The sequence below is a fragment of the Roseibacterium elongatum DSM 19469 genome (genome assembly GCF_000590925.1).
GTDB classification, from domain to species: Bacteria; Pseudomonadota; Alphaproteobacteria; order Rhodobacterales; family Rhodobacteraceae; genus Roseibacterium; species Roseibacterium elongatum.
Genome location: NZ_CP004372.1, coordinates 2,276,552 through 2,295,796, shown reverse-complemented (window position 1 = coordinate 2,295,796; position 19,245 = coordinate 2,276,552). Strand labels below are relative to the sequence as shown.

The following is a 19,245-nucleotide window of genomic DNA, read 5'->3' as shown; positions in this document are numbered from 1 at the left end:
TCAGATCCCCAGATAGGCTTCGCGGATGCGCGGGTCGGCTATGAGATCCTCGGCCGGGCCGTCCATCACGATCTGCCCGGTTTCCATCACATAGCCCCGGTCGGCGATCGACAGCGCGCCAAAGGCGTTCTGCTCGACCAGCAGGACAGTCACGTCCAGCGCCTTCAAGCCTTTGACCACATCGAAGATCTGCTGCACCAACAGCGGCGCAAGCCCCATGCTGGGCTCGTCCAGCAACAAACAGGCGGGCCGGCCCATCAGCGCGCGGGCGATGGCCAGCATCTGCTGTTGCCCGCCAGACAAACCACCCGCCACCTGGTTGCGCTTTTCCTTGAGGATCGGGAACATGGTGAAGGCATCTTCCATGTCGCGATCGACGCGGTCATCGGTGAACAGGAAGGCCCCGAGCCGCAGGTTTTCCTCGACCGAGAGGTTGGTGAAGATCTGCCGCCCCTCGGGCGACTGGGCCAGGCCCAGCTTCAGCCGCCGGTGCGCGGGCACCGTGGTGAAGGGCTCGCCGCGAAAGGTGATCGCCCCCGCGGTGACCGGCTGGACTCCCGACAGGCAGCGCAGAAGCGTCGTCTTGCCCGCCCCGTTGGCGCCCACCACGGTGACGATCTCGCCCGATGTCACGGTCAGGTCGATCCCGTGCAGCACCTCGATCCGCCCGTAGCGCGAGCGCAGTCCCTCAACTGTCAGCATGGGTCGCCTCCTCGGCCTGCGTTCCCAGATAGGCGGCGATCACGTCGGGGTTCCGGCTGACCGTGGCCGGGTCGCCCTCGGCGATCTTTTCGCCGTGGTCGAGCACGACAATGTGGTTCGAGATCCGCATCACCAGTTTCATGTCATGTTCCACCAGCAGGATGGCGACGCCCTCTTTCGCCACCTCGGCGATGAGGTTGTCGATCTCCTCGGTTTCGACGGCGTTACAGCCCGCCGCCGGCTCATCCAGCAGCAGTACGCGCGGGTTCAGCGCCAGCGCGCGGGCGATCTCCAGCCGCTTGAGCGCGCCATAGGACAGGTTGCCGGCCTCCTGCTCGGCCGCGCGCGACAGGCGCACACGTTCCAGCAGGGCATAGGCGCCCTCGGCCGCCGCCCTGGCCCGCTTGCGCGAGGACGGCAGGTTGAACATGTCCGACAGGACATGGCCGCTTTCCTGCAGGTGATAGCCCGCGATGGCGTTTTCCAGAACGGTCATCTGCTGAAAGATCTGCAGGTTCTGGAAGGTCCGCGACAACCCGCGCCGCGCCAGCAGATGCGGGGCCATGCCGGTCACGTCCTCGCCATCGAGCACCACCTTGCCGCCGCCGGGCAGGTAGACGCCCGAGATCATGTTGAACAGCGTGGTCTTGCCGGCCCCGTTCGGCCCGATGACCGAGACGATTTCACCCGGTTTCACGTTGAAGCTGACATCGTGTACGGCGCGCACGCCCCCGAACTCGATGCCCAGCCCTTCGACTGACAGAAGGCTCATTCTCCCCTCCCCCGGAACAGGCGCAGGAGCGACGGTAGAACCCCTTCGCGCATGAAGATCATCACAAGCATCATCACAAGGCCGAGCATCATCATCTCGTATTCGGCAAAGACGGTCAGAACCTGCGGCAGCACCGTCAGGATCGTCGCGCCGAAGATCGCGCCCAGAACCGATCCGGCCCCGCCGAGCACGGCCATGGTCACCATCTCGATCGAGTGCATGTATCCCGCCACCTCGGGCGTGATGAAGCGGTTCTGCAGCGCCAGAAGCGAGCCCGAGGCAGAGGCATAGACCGCCGAGATCACGAAGGCCTGCAGCTTGAGGCGGGCCACATCGACACCGACCGTGCGGGCCGCCACCTCGGAGCCGTGCAGCGCGCGCCAGGCCCGCCCCGTCGGGCTGTTGTGCAGGTTCAGGGCGATCCAGGCCCCGACCAGCAGGGCAAAGCCGCTGAACGCATACCAGAACTCGGAATTGCTGAGGCTGAGGCCGAGATCGTTCAGCAGGCGGCGCAGGCCCAGATCGTTGACCTGGATGCCGTCGGGCCCGCCGGTCACCGCGGCCTCGTTCGACAGGACCATCGCCACCAGAATGCCGAAGCCGAGACTGGCCACCCCCAGGTAATAGCCCTGCAACCGCAGGATCGGACGGCCCACCAGATAGGCCAGCACCGCCGAGATCGCGGCCCCCAGAAGCGCGGCAAGGCCCACATGGATGCCGAAATGCTCGGGCGCCAGCGCGCAGGCATAGGCACCGATCCCGGCGAACCCGGCATGCCCGAGGCTGATCTGACCCGCATAGCCGGTCAGGATCACGATCCCCACGACCGCCAGACCGTTGATGAAGACCAGCGCGCCCACGCGGTAATAGAAGGACGACGGGAAGAACAAGGGCGCCAGCACGATCAGCGCCGTCAGCACCAGAAGGCTGATCTGTTTGGAACTGAGACGCATGATTACACCCGATCCATTGATTTGCTACCAAAGAGGCCCTGGGGCATCACGAAGAGCACCGCCAGGATCACGATGAAGGCCGCCGCGTCCTTGTATTGCGAGCTGATGTAGCCGGCGGTCAGCGCCTCGAGCAGGCCAAGCAGGATGCCGCCCACCAGCGCGCCTTTGGGGTTGCCCATGCCGCCCAGCATCGCGGCGGCAAACCCCTTGAGCGCCAGCGCAATGCCGACGTCATAGCTGGTCAACGTGATGGGCGTGACCAGCACCCCCGCCAGCGCACCGATGGCCGCCGACAGGCTGAAGGCCAGGGTCATCACCCATTTGGTGTTGATGCCGACCAGTTGCGCCGCAAGGCGGTTGTTCGAGGTGGCCAGCACCGCGCGGCCCGTCAGGGTGCGGGTGAAGAACAGAAACAGCCCGATGAACACGGCAACCGCGCCCGCGATCACCCACAGGCTTTGCGGCAGGATCGTCGCGCCCATGATCTGGATCGGCGTGTCGCCGGAAAAGGCCGGAAAGCGGTGCAACTGCTTGTCGAAGACCAGCTTGGTGACACCCTTGATGAAAATGGCCGCCCCGATGGTGATGATGATCAGCGACACCACCGGCGCACCGCGCGCGGGCTCGATCGCCAGCTTGTTCAGGGCCACACCGATCACGCCGGTGACCACGATGGCCAGCACCGCCGCCAGCGGCAGGGGCAGACCGGCGGCATGGGCGAAAACGGTGATCATCCCCCCCAGCATCACGAATTCGCCCTGGGCGAAATTCACGACGTCCGAGGCATTGTAGATGATGGTGAACCCCAACGCGACGAGCGCGTAGACCGCGCCGACCGTCACGCCGGAAAAGAGAAATTGCATGAGTTCAGACATGTCGGGGCACTCCGCAGGCGGGCAACGCTAGGGGGATCCGGAAATGGCCGGGCGCAGGGACGCGCCCGGCCGTGATGTCTCGGGCGATCAGTCGACCAGCGTCCAGCCACCGTCGCGGATTTCCAGCATCCGGAAGGCGGTGATGTCGAGGCCGAGGTGATCGTCGGGCGACATCGTGTAGATGCCGGTGGTCCCGACCAGACCGTCGGTCGCCTCGATGGCGTCGCGGATGTCCTGCGGGTCGCTCGACCCGGCACGCTCGATGGCATCGACGAGGATGCGGAAGGCGTCATGCGCATACCCGCCAAAGGTGGTCACGGGCATGTCATAGGCGGCTTCGTAGGCCTGGGTATAGGCCTGCACCACGTCGTATTGCGGATCGTCCTCGGCCAGCAGATCGGCGACCAGCAGCGCCGTGCCCGGCAGGCGAACGCCCTCGGCGGCATCGGCGCCGGCCAGATCGATGAAGCCCTGCGACGCGACGCCATGCGACTGGTAGAGCGGCATGTCGATGCCAAGCTGGGCATAGTTGCGCGTCACGATCGACGGGCCCTGGCCGAAGCCCGGGTTCAGAACGGCCTGGATGCCCTCTTCGCCACGGATATTGGTCAGCTGCGGGGTCATGTCGGCATCCTGCGGGCCATAGCGTTCGTCGGCCACGACCTCGATCCCGTACTCGCCCACGATCGACAGGCACTGCTCGCGCATCGACGCGCCGAAGCCGTCGGTGCCCGAGATCATGCCGATGCGCATGATCTCGCGCGCCTGCATGTCTTCGAAGATGCGCGCACAGGCCATGCGGTCGGTATGCGGCGTCTTGAAGGTGAAGGGCTGGACCGGATCGATGATCTGGATCGCCCCGGCCAGCGAGATGAAGGGGATCTCGGCATCGTCGACCATCGGCATGATCGACATGGTGGTGCCGGTGGTGGTGCCGCCGATGATGGCCACGACCTCGTCATCCTCGATCAGGCGGGTGGCGAAGGTGCGCGCGCGGTTCGGGTCGCCGGCGTCGTCATACATGATCAGTTCGATCTGTTCGCCGTTGATGCCACCGGCGGCGTTCACCTCGTCGACCAGCATGCGCAGGGTCTTGGCCTCGGGGTCGCCGAGGAACGAGGCCGGGCCGGTTTCCGAAAGCGTGGCGCCGATCCGGATCTCGGCCATCGCCGCACCGGCAAGGCCGAATGCGAGAATACCGGTCAGGGCCGTCGTCGTCAGGGTCTTCGTCGTCATGGGTTCTATCCTCCCTCTGGTACGGATGCAGGCGACCGTCAGGCCGCGCGCGGGCGACGCCACATCGCGACCCGGAACCGGTTCGCGACGAAGGCGGCATCTGTCAGGCTGGCATTGCCGGCCGGATTCGCGCCAGTGACATGAAAGTCACTGAACGCGGCACTTTGATTGACGTAGATATTGCCGGTCAGATTGACCGACAGGTTTACCCCGGCGCGCGCAAAGGCAGCGGCCACGCGGGGGATCCGGTCCTCATCGGTGTCGTAGAGCGCGGCGGTGATGGCCCCCTTGCGCTGCGCCAGATCGGCGGCACGGGCCACGCCCGCCTCGGCATCGTCGACCGCGACGACGAAGGAGATCGGGCCGAAGCATTCCGCCTCGTACGCGTCTGTCTCGCCCGCCTCGACCGCCAGAATCAGGGGGCTGGCGCTGCGCCCCTCGGCGAGGGGTTGGCTATCGCGGATCACGCGGCCAAGGCTGCGGGCCTGCGCGACGCGGTCCAGCGTCGCGGGGTTGGCCAGCGTGCCACACACGCCCGAGGCGCGGGCCGGATCGGCCAGCAGCGCATCAACCGCGCCCGCGATGCCCTTGGCGACCTCGTCAAAGCTCTTGTGGCCCATGTCGGTGTCGATCCCGCCGCGCGGCACGAAGATATCCTGGGGCGCGGTGCACATCTGCCCGGAATAGAGCGACAGCGAAAAGGCGATATTGGCACACATGCCCGCAAAATCATCGGTCCCGGCGATGACGATGCTGTTGACCCCGGCCTCTTCGGTATAGGCCTGCGTGCCCGGGGCGGCATGGCTGCGCACCCAGTCGCCAAAGGCGTTCGAGCCGGTATAGTCGATCATCCGCACGGCCGGGACCTGCACCAGGTCTTGCGTGATCTCGGCGCCAGGCGCGTCGGCGGCCAACAGCACGGCGTCGGCCGGATACCCCGCCTCGGCCAGCACCTCGCGCGCGAGGCGCACGGTCAGGGCCAGCGGCAGGATGGCCGATGGGTGCGGCTTGACGATCACGGTGTTGCCGGTGGCCAGGCTGGCGAACAGGCCCGGATAGCTGTTCCAGGTCGGAAAGGTGTTGCAGCCGATGACCAGCGCCACGCCGCGCGGCACGACCTGCCAGTGCTTTTCGATGACCAGCGGCGCGGCCGTGCCCTGCGGCTTTTCCCAAAGGGCGCTCTCGGGCACGCGGGTCATTTCGGCCCAGGCCATCGCCACGGCCTCGAGGCCCCGATCCTGCGCATGCGGGCCGCCGGCCTGAAACGCCATCGGGAACGCCTGCCCGGTCGTGTGCATCACCGCGTGGCCCATGAGAAAGCTCATGGCGTTCAGCCGCGTCAGGATTTCAAGGCAGACGCCCACCCAGGCCTCAGGCCCGGCCTCGGCCCAGGCGGGTGCGGCGGCCTGCGACGCCGCGATCAGCGCGGGCGCATCGGCAGCCGGATAGGTGATATCGAGCGCAAAGCCCCATGGCGACACCTCGGCCCCGACGCGCTGCGCATGTGGATGGCCGGGGATCTCGAAGGCTGTTCCCAGCGCCGAATCGAACGCCACCTGGCCGTCGTCGCGCGCCGTCTCGCCATAAATCTTGCCGCTGGGGATCTCGGGGAACGGCGTCCAGAACCCGCGCGCGGACAGGGCGCGCAGCGCGTCGTCCAATAGTCCCCGATGCTGGTCGAATAACGTGCCCAATGAAGCTCCCCCCTCGTTGGCATGGTTTATCATTGACCGGACGGTCGGTCTATGCAAGGTTTTTTTTCAGTGCCTGGAATTGCAGCACCGAGGGAGGGATGTGCGATGACCGAGACCGAAACCGTATTGGCCGAGCTGCAACAGGGCGTCCTGTGCCTGACGCTGAACCGGCCGGACAAGCTGAATTCCTTCAACGAGGAGATGCACCTTGCCCTGCGTGCGCAAATCGAGCGCGCGCATGAGGACCCGGCCATCCGGGCGGTGCTGTTGACGGGGGCGGGGCGCGGCTTTTGCGCCGGGCAGGATCTGGGCGATCGCGACCCGCGCAAGGGCGGGCCGGCCCCCGATCTGGGCCATACGCTGGAGACCTTCTACAACCCGACGCTGCGGCTGATTCGCAGCCTCGAAAAGCCGGTGATCTGCGCCGTGAACGGGGTCGCCGCCGGGGCGGGCGCGAATATCGCGCTGGCCTGCGACATCGTTCTGGCCGCGCAATCGGCGCGGTTCATCCAGGCGTTTTCCAAGATCGGCCTGATCCCCGATGCCGGCGGCAGCTGGAGCCTCGCGCGCATCCTGGGCGAGCCGCGCGCCAAGGCGCTGGCGCTGACCGCCGAGCCGGTCGATGCCGAAACCGCCGCCGCCTGGGGCATGATCTGGAAGGCGCTGCCCGACGACACCCTGATGGACGAGGCCATGGCCCTGGCCAGCCGCTTGGCCGCGGGGCCGACACTGGGGCTGGGCCTGACCAAGCGCCTGATCCAGGCCGCCGCGACCAACTCTCTGGATGAACAACTCGACATGGAACGCGACCTGCAACAGACGGCCGGGCGCAGCGCCGATTATGCCGAGGGGGTCGCGGCCTTCCTCGACAAGCGCAAGCCGGAGTTCAAGGGCGCATGACGGCCGCATCCGACATGACCCCGCAGGAACTGGCCGAAGCCTCGGCACAGGCGATGTGGAACGACGACAGCGCCAGCCAACGCCTCGGCATGGTGCTGGACCATGTCGCGCCGGGGGCCGCCACCCTGTCGATGACCATCACCGACGCGATGTCGAACGGGCATGGCAATTGTCACGGCGGCTATATCTTTACCCTGGCCGACAGCGCCTTTGCCTTTGCCTGCAACAGCTACAACGCCGTCACGGTCGCGCAGCACTGCTCGGTCACCTATCTGCAGCCGGTCCGCATCGGCGACCGGCTGACCGCCATCGCGACCGAGGTATCGCGCCGCGGCCGGTCGGGCATCTACGATATCCGCATCATCAATCAGGACGGGGCGCATGTGGCCGAGTTTCGCGGCCATTCGCGCACCGTCTCGGGCACTCATCTGCCGGTCTGACCGGCACCGCGTTTCCAAGGGAGGACAGAATGCAAGACCTTACGCCCCGCAGCCAGGATCTCGACCCGATCGAAATCGCCTCGCGCGACGAAATCGAGGCGCTGCAGTTTCACCGCATGAAGCGGTCGCTGAAACATGCCTTCGAGAACTCGCCCTTCTATCGCAACCGCTTCATCGAGCATGACGTCCACCCCGAAGAGCTGAAGACGCTGGCCGATATCGCGAAATTTCCTTTCACCACCAAGCAGGATCTGCGCGACACCTATCCGTTCGGCATGTTCGCCGTGCCGCAGACGAAACTGGTGCGCATCCATGGCTCGTCGGGAACCACCGGCAAGCCGACCGTGGTGGGCTATACCAAGGACGATATCGACCATTGGTCGAACCTGATCGCGCGCTCGATCCGGGCCGCAGGCGGGCGGCCCGGCGACATCCTGCACAATGCCTATGGCTACGGCCTGTTCACCGGGGGCCTCGGCGCCCATTACGGGGCCGAGCGTCTGGGCTGCACCGTTGTTCCGATCTCGGGCGGGATGACCGAACGCCAGGTGACGCTGATCAACGATTTCAAGCCGCGAATCATCATGGTCACGCCCTCCTACATGCTGTCGATCCTGGACGAGTTCCGCCGCCAGGGCCTTGACCCGCGCGAGTGCTCGCTCGAGGTCGGCATTTTCGGGGCCGAGCCCTGGACCAACGCCATGCGCGAGGAAATCGAAGAGGCGTTCAACATGCAGGCGGTCGATATCTACGGCCTGTCCGAGGTGATGGGCCCCGGTGTCGCGCAGGAATGCGTGGAAACCAAGGACGGCCTGCACATCTGGGAAGATCACTTCTACCCCGAGATCATCGACCCCAACACGGGCGAGGTTCTGCCCGATGGCGAGATGGGCGAGTTGGTGTTCACCACGCTGACCAAGGAAGGTCTGCCGATGGTGCGCTACCGCACCCGCGACCTGACCCGCCGTTGCCGGGCACGGCGCGCACGATGCGGCGGATCGAGAAGATCACCGGCCGCAGCGACGACATGATCATCCTGCGCGGCGTCAATGTCTTCCCCACCCAGATCGAGGAACAGATCCTGAAATGCGAGGGGCTGACGCCGCATTTCCAGATCGAACTGGGCCGCGAGGGGCGGATGGACAACATGACCGTGCATGTCGAATGCGCGCCGAACTTTACCGACGAAGGCGCTCGCGCCGCCTCGGCCAAGGAATTGGCGCATCACATCAAGTCGGTGGTCGGCGTCTCGACCCGGATCGACGTGCGCGACCCCGAGGCGATTGCCCGCTCCGAGGGCAAGGCCAAGCGGGTGGTGGACAACCGCCCCAAGAATTGACCGGCCGGTTGGTGACAGAAAGTCATTAACCCAATATGACAATCAGACCGTGCCTGCGGAAACGCAGGCACGATCAGCAGGGCGAAAGAGAGCGGCGATGGCGCGAACACGGGCGGATGATTTCGAGGACAAGCAGCGCAGCATCCTGCACAACGCGGCTGCGGTCTTTGCCGAACAGGGCATGGACAAGGCCTCGATGTCGTTGATCGCAAAGCAGGCCGGCGTGTCGAAGGCGCTGCTCTATCACTACTACCCCGGCAAGGATGCGCTGATCTTCGCGATCATCCACACGCATCTGCAGGAACTGGACGAAACGATTGCCCAGGCCGATGATGCATCCCTGCCGCCGCGGCAGCGGCTGCGCCGTCTGGTCGGGACGGTGCTGGACTGCTACCGGGGCGCCGATATCGAGCACAAGGTGCAGCTGAACGCGACATCAGCCCTGAACGACGATCAGAAGGCCGCCCTGACCGCGATCGAGCGGCGGATCGTGCGCCGGTTTTCCGCGGTCCTGCGCGACCTGAACCCCGACCTCGACAGCAAGGAACGACCGCTGTTGATGCCGGTGACCATGTCGCTTTTCGGCATCATGAACTGGGTCTACATGTGGTTCAAGGACGGCGGCCCGATCACCCGCGAGGATTACGCCGATATCGCGACGACCCTGGTGCTCGAGGGCGTCAAGGCCGTGCGCTGAGGCGCGCACGTTCCAGGATCAGCGGGTCGTACACCGGCGCGGTGACCCTGCGGCGGTTTTCCTCGGGGGCGTTCAGCGGCGTAGCCGGGCGCAGCTTGTCGCGCGCCTCCATCGCCATTTGCTGATAGACGCCGGTGCCCCGCCGTTTCCAGTCGATCTCATCCTCGGTCAAGGTGCGCACCACCTTGGCCGGCGACCCCACCGCCATGCTGTTGGGCGGGATCTGCGCCCCTGCCCTGACAAAGGCCATGGCCCCGATGATGGTATTTTCGCCCACCACCGCCTCGTCCATCACGACGGCGTTCATGCCGACCATCGCGTTACGCCCGATATGGCAGCCATGCAGCACCGCCCCATGGCCGATATGCCCGGCCTCCTCGATGACGACATCCTTGTCGGGAAAGGCATGCACGACGCAGGTTTCCTGCACGTTCGATCCCTTTTCCAGGACGATCCGACCGAAATCGCCGCGCAGCACGGCACCCGGCCCGACATAACACATCGGGCCGATCAGCACGTCGCCGATCACCACCGCCTCGGGATGGACGAAAGCGGCCGGGTCGATGACCGGCACGATCCCGTCCCAGGCGTAGATGCGGCTCATGCCTGCGGCCATGTCTTGGCGACCATGGTCAGCACGTCATATTGCGCGACGACAGCGCCCTCCTGGTTTGTCACCTGGCAATCCCAGCGCACCTCGCCATGATCGGCGGTTTCGCGGGGATTGATCTCCTTGCAGGTCAGACGCACCTGCAGCGTGTCCCCGAAATAGACGGGTGTCAGAAAACGCAGATTGTCCACGCCATAATTCGCCAGAACCGGACCCGGCGCGGGATCGACGAAAAGACCCGCCGCGAAGGACGCGATCAGGTAGCCATGGGCCACGCGATCGTCGAAGAACGGGTTCGCGGCGGCCGCGTCACTGTCCATATGGGCGTAGAAGGTATCGCCGGTGAACTCGGCGAAATGCTCGACATCTTCCTGCGTGATCTGGCGGCTGGCAGTGACCAGTTGGTCGCCGATCTGCAGCTCGGACAGCGATTTGCGGAACGGGTGCGTGCCCTGCTGCGCCTCGGCCCCCTCGATCCAGCGGCCCGTGACCGCGGACAGAAGACGCGGGGTGCCCTGAACGGCGGTTCGCTGCATGTAATGCTTGACGCCGCGCATGCCGCCCATTTCCTCGCCCCCGCCGGCGCGGCCCGGCCCGCCATGCACCAGCGGCGCCAGCGGCGAGCCATGGCCGGTCGAGGTCTTGGCCGAGCGGCGATTGCCGATCAGAACCCGGCCATGGAAGGGCGCCATGCCGATCACCATCTCTTCGGCGACCGCCTTGTCATCGGTAAAGACCGAGGCGACGAGCGAGCCCTTGCCGCGCCGCGTCAGCTCCACCGCCTCGTCCATCGTGTCATAGGGCATGACGGTCGAAACCGGGCCGAACGCCTCGACATCATGGACAGCCTGCGCCGCAAAGGGCGTGTCGCAATACATCAGCACCGGGTTCAGGAAAGCGCCCTTCTCGGCATCGCCCGACACGATGCGCACATCGTCGGGGTTGCCGGCCACGATCTCGGCATCGGCGCGCAGCGCGGCGATCCGCTCGCGCACCTCGTCGCGCTGGTCAAGGCTGGCCAAGGGCCCCATGCGAACGCCCTCGTCCGCCGGGTTGCCAAGCGCCGCCTTGCCCAGACGATCGGACAGCGCCGCCACCAGCGCGTCGACATGGGCGCGCGGGGCGATCACCCGGCGGATCGCGGTGCATTTCTGCCCCGCCTTGACGGTCATCTCGCGCGCGACCTCCTTGACGAACAGGTCGAACTCGTCGCTGCCCGGTGCGGCATCGGGACCAAGGACCGAGGCATTCAGGCTGTCGGCCTCCATCGTGAAGCGCGTGGCGTTTTCCACGATGGCCGGATGCGTCTTGAGCTTGCGCCCGGTCGCGGCCGAGCCGGTGAAGGTGATCGCGTCCTGCCCGGTGACGTGATCCAGCATGTCCCCGGCCGAGCCGCTGACCAGTTGCAGCGCGCCCTCGGGCAGAATGCCGGTGTCGATCATGCGTCGCACCATCAATTCGGTCAGGTAGGCGGTCTGCGAGGCGGGTTTGACGATGCAGGGAACGCCCGCCAGCAGGTTCGGCCCGATCTTTTCCAGCATGCCCCAGCAGGGGAAATTGTAGGCGTTGATATGGATCGCGATGCCTTGCAGCGGGGTATAGATATGCTGGCCCGCGAAACTGCCATCTCTTGACAGCGGCTCGACCTCGCCATCGGTCAGAACGCGGGCGTTAGGCAATTCGCGCCGCGCCTTCGAGGCAAAGGTCAACAGCGTGCCGATCCCGCCCTCGATATCGATCCAGGCATCGGCGCGGGTGGCGCCGGTGGCGAGGCTCTCGGCGTAGAACTCTTCCTTCATGCCCATCAGGGCCTGGCCCAGCGCCTTGAGCATCAGGGCGCGTTCGTGGAAGGTCATCGCGCGCAGGGCCAGCCCGCCCCGGTCGCGGCCCCAGTCCAGCGCGGCCCGGTAATCGAGCCCGGTCGCATCGATCAGCGCGACCGGATCGCCCGTCGCGGCATCCAGCAGGGGAACCCCATCCTTCGCGCCGCGGGTCCATTCCCCACAGACATAGCTTTCCAGTCGGCGCGGGGCCCTGGTCGTGATGGTCATCGGGTCTTCCTTTGTTCAGGTCAGGTTCAGCGCCGACAACTGCGTGTCGAGCTGATCGGTCCAGGCGGCCAGCAGGTCCTCGTTCGGGGTGCGGCGCAGGCCGAAACGCTTTTGCGTCTCGAACCGCTGCGAGCCGGCAAGCCCGAAACTCGCCGCGACGCGCGGCCGCCAATAAGCGATGGACTGCGCGGCCTCGGCGCGCCCCTCGTCGGTGGCGGCGATGCGGGTCAGCCCCTCGATCCCCAGTTCGGCATGGCGGGCCTCGCGCGGGGCGATCTCGCGGAACACCTCGGCCAGGGGCGCGTAGGACAGGCGCGTCAACTCGGTCATCTGAACGCCGGTGGCCAGCCCCATCAGCACGTTCATCACCACCGCATCCGTCCAGCCGGTGATGGGGTAGTGAAAGACCGACAGGCGCATGTCGCCGCCCGTGCGCATGGTGCCGATTTCGGCGTCGCGCCCGACGCGGGCGGCCCAGTCATGCTGGTTCTGGTAGCGGCCCGTGTCGGTGCCGAAGCTGCCCATCACGTCCAGCACGCGTTCGGCATGGTCGGCCTTTTCCAGCGTGATGCGGCTGGCGGCGATGCGTTCCTTGATGCCGGGGGCATAGTTGATCGAGGCGGCGAACCCGGCCGATCCGGCCAGTTCGCTGTCGACGAACGAGCCCATCAGCCGCAGCAATTCGCCCCGGTAGCGGGCCGGCACATTCGCCGGCGAGGTCAGCACCCCACCCTGTTGCAGGTAGTCTTCGATATTCATCGTGTCGGACATGGGTTCCTCCCTCTCGCGATCATTCGTCGTAGCTGACGACGACCTTGTCGGTCAGCGGGATGGCCTGACAGCTGAGCGCATAGCCCGCGCGCACCTCGTAATCTTCCAGCGCGTGGTTGATCGCCATCTCGACCTCGCCCTCCAGCACCTTGCAGCGGCAGGTGGAACAGACCCCGGCCTTGCACGAATAGGGCGCGTCCAGATCGTTGGCGAGCGCGGCATCGAGAATGCTCATGTCGCGCGTTTCCATCTGGAAAGTGCGGCTGGCACCATCCAGCGTCACGGTCGCCTCGGTCGTCTCGGCGGTGCCATTGGCCTTTTTGCTGACCGGGCGGGCCTTGGCGCGGCCCGGCTGGCCCGAGGCGAACAGCTCGAACTTGATCTGGCTGTCGCTGAGCCCGTGATCGCGCAGCGAGGCCGCGATGGTCAGCATCATCGGCTCAGGCCCACAGATAAAGGCCGTGTCGACCGATTTCGCGTCGATCCAGCGGTCGAACAGCGCTGTCATCTTTTCGGCGTCGATCCGGCCGGTGAACAGGTCGATCTCCTGCCCCTCGGTTTCCAGCACATGGATCACCGAGAACCGCCCGAGATAGAGGTTCTTGAGATCCTCCAACTCTTCGCGGAACATGATCGAGCTGATCTGACGATTGGCATAGACCAGTGTGAATTTCGACTTCGGTTCGCGCGTCAGCACGGTCTTGACGATCGACAGAAGCGGCGTGATGCCCGACCCGCCCGCAAAGCCCAGGTAGTGCTTGTCCGCGTCCGGCTGGATCGGGGTGTAGAACTTGCCCATGGGCGGCATTGCGTCCAACGTCGCGCCGGCGGACAACTCTTCGTTGGCCCATGTCGAAAACGCCCCGCCATCGACGCGCTTGATGCCGACGCGCAGCACGCCCTCATCCTTGCCCGCACAGATCGAGTAGGACCGGCGCAGTTCCTCGCCGTCGAAGTCGCGGCGGAAGGTCAGATACTGGCCTTGGGTGAAATCGAAGGCCTCGGCGTCCTCGGGGCGCGGCCTCAGCGTGACGACGACGGCGTCGCGGGTTTCTTGGCGCACCTCGGTGACCTCGAGGGGATGGAAACGTGCCATGATGCGTTACCTCCGCATCCTCAGATGCATTTGAAATAGTCGAAAGGTTCAAGGCAGTCCTTGCAGCGATAGGATGCCTTGCAGGGGGTCGAGCCGAACTGGCTGACCCGTTCGGTGTTGTTCGATCCGCAATGCGGACAGGCGATCATCAGGTTCGAGGACCCTGACAGCCGGTCGACCCGCGCCATCAGGCGCCCATCGGCGGCGGTGCCGTCGACCGGCGGGGCGATGCCGTAGTCGCGCAGCTTTTCGCGGCCCTCGGCACTGATCCAGTCCGTCGTCCAGGGCGGCGATAGCTGCCGCTCCAGCCGCAGCTTCTCGATCCCCTCGTCGCGCAGTTTCCGCTCGATATCGAGGTTGATCACCGTGGTCGCCGGACAGCCCGAATAGGTGGGCGTGACCGTGACCACCAGCGTGTCGCCGTCCCAGGCCACATCGCGGATGATGCCCAGATCGGTCAGGCTGATGACCGGGATTTCCGGGTCCGGCACCTCGGACAGCCAGCGCCAGACCTGCTCGGTCGAGGGCAGGGTCGACGGATGCATCGCCTTGCCCCCTTACCAGGTCGCGCCGGGATAGGCGCGCTGCAGGAACTGCATGTCGGCCAGAATGTATCCCAGGTGCTCGGTATGGATGCCGCGCTTGCCGCCCTGATGGACATAGGTGCCCTCGGGGCGCTTGAGCGTCGCCTGGTCCAGCACGTCATTCACGACCGCGTCCCAGCCGGCCCGCAGGCTGTCGGGGGCAGGCGCGATGCCGGCCTCGGCCACGGCCGCATCGCTGTCGTCGGAGACGAACAGCTCGCCCGTGTAGGACCAGTTGTCTTCCAGCGACGCCTGCATGCGCTTGTGGCTTTCTTCCGTCCCGTCGCCGAGGCGGATCACCAGATCGGCCGAGCGTTCGAGGTGATAGGCCACCTCCTTGATCGCCTTGGCGGCGATCTCGGCCACGCGCGGGTCGGTCGAGTTTTGCAGCGCCGTCAGCATCTCGTGATGCCAGGCATCGAACAGGAACTGGCGCATCAGCGTGTTGCCGAAATCGCCGTTCGGGCGCTCGACCAGCAGCACGTTGCGGAATTGTGCCGCGTCGCGCAGGTAGGCCAGGTTGTCGGCGGTCCGTTCCTGCCCCTCGACCTCGCCGGCGAGGCCTAGCCAAAGCTGAGTCTGGCCGATCAGGTCCAGCGCGGTGTTGGCCAGCGCGATGTCTTCCTCCAGCACCGGGGAATGGCCGCACCATTCCGACACCCGGTGCCCGAGGATCAGCGTGTTGTCGCCCATGCGCAGCAGGAACTCGACCAGCGCGACCTGCAGATCCGGCGTCATCTCGACCGGGGCAGCGGCGCCCTGCCCGGCCGCGCGTTCGGCGGCCAGGGCATCGACATTCGGGGTTGTCATGTCAGGCAGCGACGGCATCACATGTGCCCCACTTCATCGGGAATGTCGTAAAAAGTCGGGTGACGATAGACCTTGGAGTTCGACGGCTCGAAGAGCGGGCCCTTGTCGGACGGGCTGGAGGCGGTGATGTCGCCCGATTTCACCACCCAGATCGACACGCCCTCGTTGCGGCGCGTGTAGACGTCGCGGGCGTTCTTGATCGCCATTTCGGCGTCGGGCGCGTGCAGGCTGCCGACATGGCGGTGGTTGAGGCCGTGCTGACCTCGGATGAAGATCTCCCAAAGGGGCCATTCGCTGGACATAACTCTCCTCCTCCCGCGAGCGGGTTGCAAAACTGCGTTTGTCTGGCGGTTCAGGCGCCCCGCGGCGCCTGATCTGGTTTACTCGGCCGCGACGGTCGCCGACCGGCGGCGTGCCTCGGCCTTTTCGGCATGGGCGCTGAGCGCATCGCGGAACCACGCGCCGTCGTCCCAGGCCTTGACCCGCGCACCCAGGCGTTCCTTGTTGCAAGGGCCGTTGCCCGCGAGCACATCGTAGAATTCCGACCAGTCGGGCTCCGAGAAATCGTAGCAGCCCTTTTCCTCGTTCCATTCGAGGTTGGGGTCGGGGATGGTCAGGCCGAGGTAATCGGCCTGCGGCACCGTCTGGTCGACGAATTTCTGGCGCAACTCGTCATTGGTGTTGATCTTGATCTTCCACGCCATCGACTGCGCGGAATGGATCGAGTCCTTGTCCGACGGGCCGAACATCATCAGCGACGGGTACCAGAAGCGGTTCAGCGCATCCTGCGCCATCGCCTTCTGCTCGGGCGTGCCCTGGGCCATCTTCATCATGATGTCGTAGCCCTGCCGCTGGTGGAAGGACTCTTCCTTGCAGATGCGGATCATGGCGCGGCTGTAGGGGCCGTAGCTGGTGCGTTGCAGCGGCACCTGGTTCATGATCGCGGCCCCGTCGACCAGCCAGCCGACCGCGCCGATATCGGCCCAGTTCAGCGTCGGGTAGTTGAAGATCGACGAATACTTCATCTTGCCGCTGTGCAGCTTTTCCAACAGCTCGTCGCGGCTGACCCCCAACGTTTCGGCGGCACAATAGAGGTACAGGCCATGACCGGCCTCGTCCTGCACCTTGGCCAGCAGGATCGCCTTGCGTTCCAGCGTGGGCGCGCGGGTGATCCAGTTGCCCTCGGGCAGCTGGCCGACGATCTCGGAATGGGCGTGCTGACCGATCTGGCGGATCAGCGTCTTGCGGTACCCTTCGGGCATCCATTCCTTGGGCTCGATCTTTTCGCCACGGTCCACGCGTTCCTGAAACGCGCGTTCCTCGGGCGTCATCTGGTGATGCTTCTTGATGTCGCTGGCGTCTGTCTTGACCATCTGGGCATACATTTTGGCTATCTCCTGTTCACACGCGTTCCACGATAAGGGCGATCCCCTGCCCCACCCCGATGCACATGGTGCAGAGCGCGTAGCGCCCTCCGGTGCGGTGAAGCTGATACAGCGCCGTCGTCACCAATCGCGCGCCGCTCATGCCAAGGGGGTGCCCCATGGCAATCGCGCCGCCGTTCGGGTTCACATGGTCTGCATCGTCGGGCAGACCCAGATCCCGCAGAACGGCCAGCGCCTGGGCTGCGAATGCCTCATTAAGTTCGATGAGGTCCATCTGGTCAAGCGTCATGCCCGCGCGGTCCAGAACCTTGCGCACGGCGGGTGCGGGACCGACGCCCATGATGCGCGGCTCGACGCCGGCAGCCGCCATGGCCACCACGCGCCCCTTGGGCGTCAGGCCCTGCGCGCGCGCCGCCGCCTCGGAGGCGATGACCAGCGCGCCGGCCCCGTCATTCACACCCGACGCGTTGCCGGCCGTCACCGTCAGGTCGGGGCCGTTCACACCCCGCAGCTTGGCCAGTTTCTCGGCCGTGGTGCCGGGGCGCGGATGCTCGTCGGTATCGACGATCAGCGGCTCGCCCTTGCGCTGCGGCACGTGAACGGGGACGATCTCGTCCCCGAACACCCCGGCTTCTTGCGCGGCGGCCCAACGCGCCTGGCTGCGGGCGGCGAACGCATCCTGATCGGCGCGGGAAATGCCGAACTGCTCGGCCACGTTGTCGGCGGTCTGCGGCATCGAATGGGTGCCGTAGACTTCGTGCAGTTTCGGGTTCGGAAAACGCCAGCCGATCGTCGTGTCATAAACGGCATTGGCGCGGGAATAGGCGGCCTCGGCCTTGGGCATGACGAAGGGGGCGCGGCTCATGCTTTCGACGCCACCGGCGATGACCATGTCACAATCGCCTGCCCGGATCGCCCGCGCGGCCATGCCGACCGCGTCCATGCCCGACCCGCACAGCCGGTTGATCGTCGTGCCCGGCACGGCAATGGGCATGCCTGCCAGCAACACCGCCATGCGGCCGACATTGCGGTTGTCCTCGCCCGCCTGGTTGGCACAGCCATAGATCAGATCGTCGACCTTGGACCAGTCCACCTGCGGGTTGCGCTCCATCAACGCCTTGAGCGGCAGCGCGGCCAGATCATCGGCCCGGACCGAGGCCAGCGCCCCGCCGTAACGCCCGATGGGCGTGCGCACCGCGTCGCAGATGAAAGCATCCGTCATTCAGAACTCCTCCCCTTCCGGATCGGGCCAAGATCTCACTTTGACCGACCGTTCGGTCACCTTATACACGAGAAAACATCACAGACAAAATCTTTTTTTACCGATTTAGTGATGCTTTCGCGCGGGACCAGTCCGGCGCTCAACGGCCCGCCAAACCGGGGGTTTGCCCAAGGCTTCGTTGCGCCGACAGGGTCGCAAGCCGGCTGCGGCTCTGCGGGGTTGCGCCCGGCAACAGGCCCGCCGCGTCGCGAAACGTGGTGCCGACATACGAATCGGCGGTATCGCTCAAGGCAAGATAGAGCGACGCGAAAAGCGCCCGCGCCTGCCGGCTGGGCCAATCCGCCGGCATGGCCGCGCCGGGCAGGCGCGGGTCGCGCAAAACGGCCGCGCGAAAATCATCGACCAGCATGAGACGCGCCACCAGGCTGTCGCGCGGCGACAGGCGCGCGCCCACCGCGCACATCTCGGCGAGGGGGGCAAATCGCGCGATCATGCGCGCATAGGCGTCGGACACGTCGTGCAGGTTCCAGTACTGCGCCGCATAGTCCGGCAGCATCGACGCGCCCTCGGCCAGCCGGCTGTGGAACACCAACCCGGGCGGCAGCGCCTGCTCGGGCCGCAACGGGCCCAGGCACAGCCCCTTGCCGATGGGCGCAAACCCTTCGGGCGCGGGGGTCTCGGGGTTTTCCGGCACGAAGAACACCCAGCCCGCGGCCTCCTCCTGCCCCGAGAACAGCACCCGTTCGGCGGACGCGAACTCGATCCGGGCGCGGTCGGTCAGGCGGTAGTAGCTGCGCCGCCCCACCCGTTCGCCGATCAGCTGGCCCGCCGCCACCAGCCGCGACACGGCCGTGCGCACCAGCGATTCGCTCAGCCCGGCGGCATTGGCGATCTCGATCAGGGTGCCCATCCACAGGATGCCGCCGCGCGGCACGACGACATCGCCATAGATCGTGACGATGAACCGCGCCGCCCGCGGCGGCTGCGCGACCCAGGTGGACAGCAAGGTCGCCGCCGCGCCGCTCGTGTCGAATGTGTCTGACGCCATGCTTGTCGAATTCGCCCTTGGATGGTGTGGTCGAAAGGTAGGGCCGGCATATGCCCGATG

Annotated in this window: 19 protein-coding genes and 1 pseudogene; 4 read left to right on the top strand and 16 right to left on the bottom strand. The window is 66.0% G+C overall.

Going from position 1 to position 19,245, the window contains the following annotated elements:
* The 6 genes from ROSELON_RS11145 to paaN all read right to left on the bottom strand — a co-directional run bounded on the left by ROSELON_RS11145 (window position 1) and on the right by paaN (window position 6,232).
* Window positions 1-702 carry an ABC transporter ATP-binding protein gene (locus ROSELON_RS11145; RefSeq protein WP_025312473.1) on the bottom strand — a complete coding sequence of 234 codons (702 nt, stop codon included), beginning with the start codon at window positions 700-702 and terminating at the stop codon, window positions 1-3.
* The gene (locus tag ROSELON_RS11140) at window positions 689-1,474 is read right to left on the bottom strand and encodes an ABC transporter ATP-binding protein (RefSeq protein ID WP_025312472.1); all 786 of its coding nucleotides are present in this window, start codon (window positions 1,472-1,474) and stop codon (window positions 689-691) included. Before ROSELON_RS11140 ends, ROSELON_RS11145 begins: the two co-directional genes overlap by 14 nt.
* Window positions 1,471-2,427 carry a branched-chain amino acid ABC transporter permease gene (locus ROSELON_RS11135; RefSeq protein ID WP_025312471.1) on the bottom strand — a complete coding sequence of 319 codons (957 nt, stop codon included), beginning with the start codon at window positions 2,425-2,427 and terminating at the stop codon, window positions 1,471-1,473. The genes ROSELON_RS11140 and ROSELON_RS11135 overlap by 4 nt, the downstream gene beginning before the upstream one ends.
* 2 nt (window positions 2,428-2,429) lie before the next feature.
* Window positions 2,430-3,302: a branched-chain amino acid ABC transporter permease gene (locus ROSELON_RS11130; RefSeq protein ID WP_025312470.1), complete on the bottom strand. Its 873-nt coding sequence runs from the start codon at window positions 3,300-3,302 to the stop codon at window positions 2,430-2,432.
* Between the two features lie 87 nt (window positions 3,303-3,389).
* Entirely contained in the window at window positions 3,390-4,538 is a 1,149-nt protein-coding gene (locus ROSELON_RS11125; protein ID WP_025312469.1) for an ABC transporter substrate-binding protein, read from the bottom strand.
* A 38-nt stretch (window positions 4,539-4,576) separates the two neighbouring features.
* Entirely contained in the window at window positions 4,577-6,232 is a 1,656-nt protein-coding gene (paaN, locus tag ROSELON_RS11120; protein WP_025312468.1) for a phenylacetic acid degradation protein PaaN, read from the bottom strand.
* Between the two features lie 105 nt (window positions 6,233-6,337).
* Between paaN and paaG the strand changes: the two genes are divergently transcribed.
* The 4 genes and pseudogenes from paaG to ROSELON_RS11100 all read left to right on the top strand — a co-directional run bounded on the left by paaG (window position 6,338) and on the right by ROSELON_RS11100 (window position 9,608).
* The gene (gene paaG, locus ROSELON_RS11115) at window positions 6,338-7,132 is read left to right on the top strand and encodes a 2-(1,2-epoxy-1,2-dihydrophenyl)acetyl-CoA isomerase PaaG (RefSeq protein WP_025312467.1); all 795 of its coding nucleotides are present in this window, start codon (window positions 6,338-6,340) and stop codon (window positions 7,130-7,132) included.
* 14 nt (window positions 7,133-7,146) lie between these two features.
* Window positions 7,147-7,572: a hydroxyphenylacetyl-CoA thioesterase PaaI gene (gene paaI, locus ROSELON_RS11110; protein ID WP_198020807.1), complete on the top strand. Its 426-nt coding sequence runs from the start codon at window positions 7,147-7,149 to the stop codon at window positions 7,570-7,572.
* A 29-nt stretch (window positions 7,573-7,601) separates the two neighbouring features.
* Window positions 7,602-8,911: pseudogene (paaK, locus tag ROSELON_RS11105) on the top strand (phenylacetate--CoA ligase PaaK).
* A 97-nt stretch (window positions 8,912-9,008) separates the two neighbouring features.
* A complete protein-coding gene (locus ROSELON_RS11100) occupies window positions 9,009-9,608 on the top strand; it encodes a TetR/AcrR family transcriptional regulator (protein WP_025312465.1) in 600 nt (199 codons plus the stop codon).
* Here the strand turns inward: ROSELON_RS11100 and ROSELON_RS11095 are convergent.
* From ROSELON_RS11095 to ROSELON_RS11050, 10 genes are all read right to left on the bottom strand, one after another.
* The gene (locus ROSELON_RS11095; RefSeq protein WP_025312464.1) at window positions 9,592-10,212 is read right to left on the bottom strand and encodes an acyltransferase; all 621 of its coding nucleotides are present in this window, start codon (window positions 10,210-10,212) and stop codon (window positions 9,592-9,594) included. The two genes, ROSELON_RS11100 and ROSELON_RS11095, sit on opposite strands and share 17 nt — an antisense overlap.
* Window positions 10,209-12,269, bottom strand: coding sequence for a phenylacetic acid degradation bifunctional protein PaaZ (gene paaZ / locus ROSELON_RS11090; RefSeq protein ID WP_025312463.1), 2,061 nt, complete (start codon window positions 12,267-12,269; stop codon window positions 10,209-10,211). The genes ROSELON_RS11095 and paaZ overlap by 4 nt, the downstream gene beginning before the upstream one ends.
* Before the next feature lie 15 nt (window positions 12,270-12,284).
* Window positions 12,285-13,040 (bottom strand): Phenylacetic acid catabolic protein, encoded by a 756-nt coding sequence (locus ROSELON_RS11085; RefSeq protein ID WP_025312462.1) that lies wholly within the window; start codon window positions 13,038-13,040, stop codon window positions 12,285-12,287.
* Window positions 13,041-13,059: 19 nt separating this feature from the next.
* Window positions 13,060-14,136, bottom strand: coding sequence for a 1,2-phenylacetyl-CoA epoxidase subunit PaaE (gene paaE / locus ROSELON_RS11080; protein WP_025312461.1), 1,077 nt, complete (start codon window positions 14,134-14,136; stop codon window positions 13,060-13,062).
* A 20-nt stretch (window positions 14,137-14,156) separates the two neighbouring features.
* On the bottom strand, window positions 14,157-14,681 hold the full coding sequence (gene paaD / locus ROSELON_RS11075) for a 1,2-phenylacetyl-CoA epoxidase subunit PaaD (protein WP_025312460.1): 525 nt from the start codon (window positions 14,679-14,681) through the stop codon (window positions 14,157-14,159).
* Window positions 14,682-14,693: 12 nt separating this feature from the next.
* Window positions 14,694-15,548 carry a 1,2-phenylacetyl-CoA epoxidase subunit PaaC gene (gene paaC, locus ROSELON_RS11070; protein ID WP_025312459.1) on the bottom strand — a complete coding sequence of 285 codons (855 nt, stop codon included), beginning with the start codon at window positions 15,546-15,548 and terminating at the stop codon, window positions 14,694-14,696.
* Window positions 15,548-15,832, bottom strand: a complete 285-nt coding sequence (gene paaB, locus ROSELON_RS11065; RefSeq protein ID WP_025312458.1) for a 1,2-phenylacetyl-CoA epoxidase subunit PaaB — start codon at window positions 15,830-15,832, stop codon at window positions 15,548-15,550. Before paaB ends, paaC begins: the two co-directional genes overlap by 1 nt.
* Window positions 15,833-15,910: 78 nt before the next feature.
* Complete coding sequence (gene paaA, locus ROSELON_RS11060) at window positions 15,911-16,915, bottom strand: 1,2-phenylacetyl-CoA epoxidase subunit PaaA (RefSeq protein ID WP_025312457.1); 1,005 nt, start codon at window positions 16,913-16,915, stop codon at window positions 15,911-15,913.
* A gap of 16 nt (window positions 16,916-16,931) precedes the next feature.
* Window positions 16,932-18,137 carry a 3-oxoadipyl-CoA thiolase gene (gene pcaF, locus ROSELON_RS11055; RefSeq protein WP_025312456.1) on the bottom strand — a complete coding sequence of 402 codons (1,206 nt, stop codon included), beginning with the start codon at window positions 18,135-18,137 and terminating at the stop codon, window positions 16,932-16,934.
* A gap of 139 nt (window positions 18,138-18,276) precedes the next feature.
* Window positions 18,277-19,185: a PaaX family transcriptional regulator C-terminal domain-containing protein gene (locus tag ROSELON_RS11050; RefSeq protein WP_025312455.1), complete on the bottom strand. Its 909-nt coding sequence runs from the start codon at window positions 19,183-19,185 to the stop codon at window positions 18,277-18,279.
* Window positions 19,186-19,245: the final 60 nt, after the last annotated feature.

What these genes read in the sequence shown, in the direction of transcription:
- ROSELON_RS11050 (WP_025312455.1), bottom strand. Translation starts at nt 19,185, where the DNA reads ATGGCGTCAGACACATTCGACACGAGCGGCGCGGCGGCGACCTTGCTG.
- paaC (WP_025312459.1), bottom strand. Translation starts at nt 15,548, where the DNA reads ATGCCGTCGCTGCCTGACATGACAACCCCGAATGTCGATGCCCTGGCC.
- ROSELON_RS11145 (WP_025312473.1), bottom strand. Translation starts at nt 702, where the DNA reads ATGCTGACAGTTGAGGGACTGCGCTCGCGCTACGGGCGGATCGAGGTG.
- ROSELON_RS11095 (WP_025312464.1), bottom strand. Translation starts at nt 10,212, where the DNA reads ATGAGCCGCATCTACGCCTGGGACGGGATCGTGCCGGTCATCGACCCG.
- ROSELON_RS11125 (WP_025312469.1), bottom strand. Translation starts at nt 4,538, where the DNA reads ATGACGACGAAGACCCTGACGACGACGGCCCTGACCGGTATTCTCGCA.
- paaB (WP_025312458.1), bottom strand. Translation starts at nt 15,832, where the DNA reads ATGTCCAGCGAATGGCCCCTTTGGGAGATCTTCATCCGAGGTCAGCAC.
- ROSELON_RS11100 (WP_025312465.1), top strand. Translation starts at nt 9,009, where the DNA reads ATGGCGCGAACACGGGCGGATGATTTCGAGGACAAGCAGCGCAGCATC.
- paaG (WP_025312467.1), top strand. Translation starts at nt 6,338, where the DNA reads ATGACCGAGACCGAAACCGTATTGGCCGAGCTGCAACAGGGCGTCCTG.
- paaE (WP_025312461.1), bottom strand. Translation starts at nt 14,136, where the DNA reads ATGGCACGTTTCCATCCCCTCGAGGTCACCGAGGTGCGCCAAGAAACC.
- pcaF (WP_025312456.1), bottom strand. Translation starts at nt 18,137, where the DNA reads ATGACGGATGCTTTCATCTGCGACGCGGTGCGCACGCCCATCGGGCGT.
- ROSELON_RS11140 (WP_025312472.1), bottom strand. Translation starts at nt 1,474, where the DNA reads ATGAGCCTTCTGTCAGTCGAAGGGCTGGGCATCGAGTTCGGGGGCGTG.
- ROSELON_RS11135 (WP_025312471.1), bottom strand. Translation starts at nt 2,427, where the DNA reads ATGCGTCTCAGTTCCAAACAGATCAGCCTTCTGGTGCTGACGGCGCTG.
- paaZ (WP_025312463.1), bottom strand. Translation starts at nt 12,269, where the DNA reads ATGACCATCACGACCAGGGCCCCGCGCCGACTGGAAAGCTATGTCTGT.
- ROSELON_RS11085 (WP_025312462.1), bottom strand. Translation starts at nt 13,040, where the DNA reads ATGTCCGACACGATGAATATCGAAGACTACCTGCAACAGGGTGGGGTG.
- paaI (WP_198020807.1), top strand. Translation starts at nt 7,147, where the DNA reads ATGACCCCGCAGGAACTGGCCGAAGCCTCGGCACAGGCGATGTGGAAC.
- paaD (WP_025312460.1), bottom strand. Translation starts at nt 14,681, where the DNA reads ATGCATCCGTCGACCCTGCCCTCGACCGAGCAGGTCTGGCGCTGGCTG.
- paaA (WP_025312457.1), bottom strand. Translation starts at nt 16,915, where the DNA reads ATGTATGCCCAGATGGTCAAGACAGACGCCAGCGACATCAAGAAGCAT.
- ROSELON_RS11130 (WP_025312470.1), bottom strand. Translation starts at nt 3,302, where the DNA reads ATGTCTGAACTCATGCAATTTCTCTTTTCCGGCGTGACGGTCGGCGCG.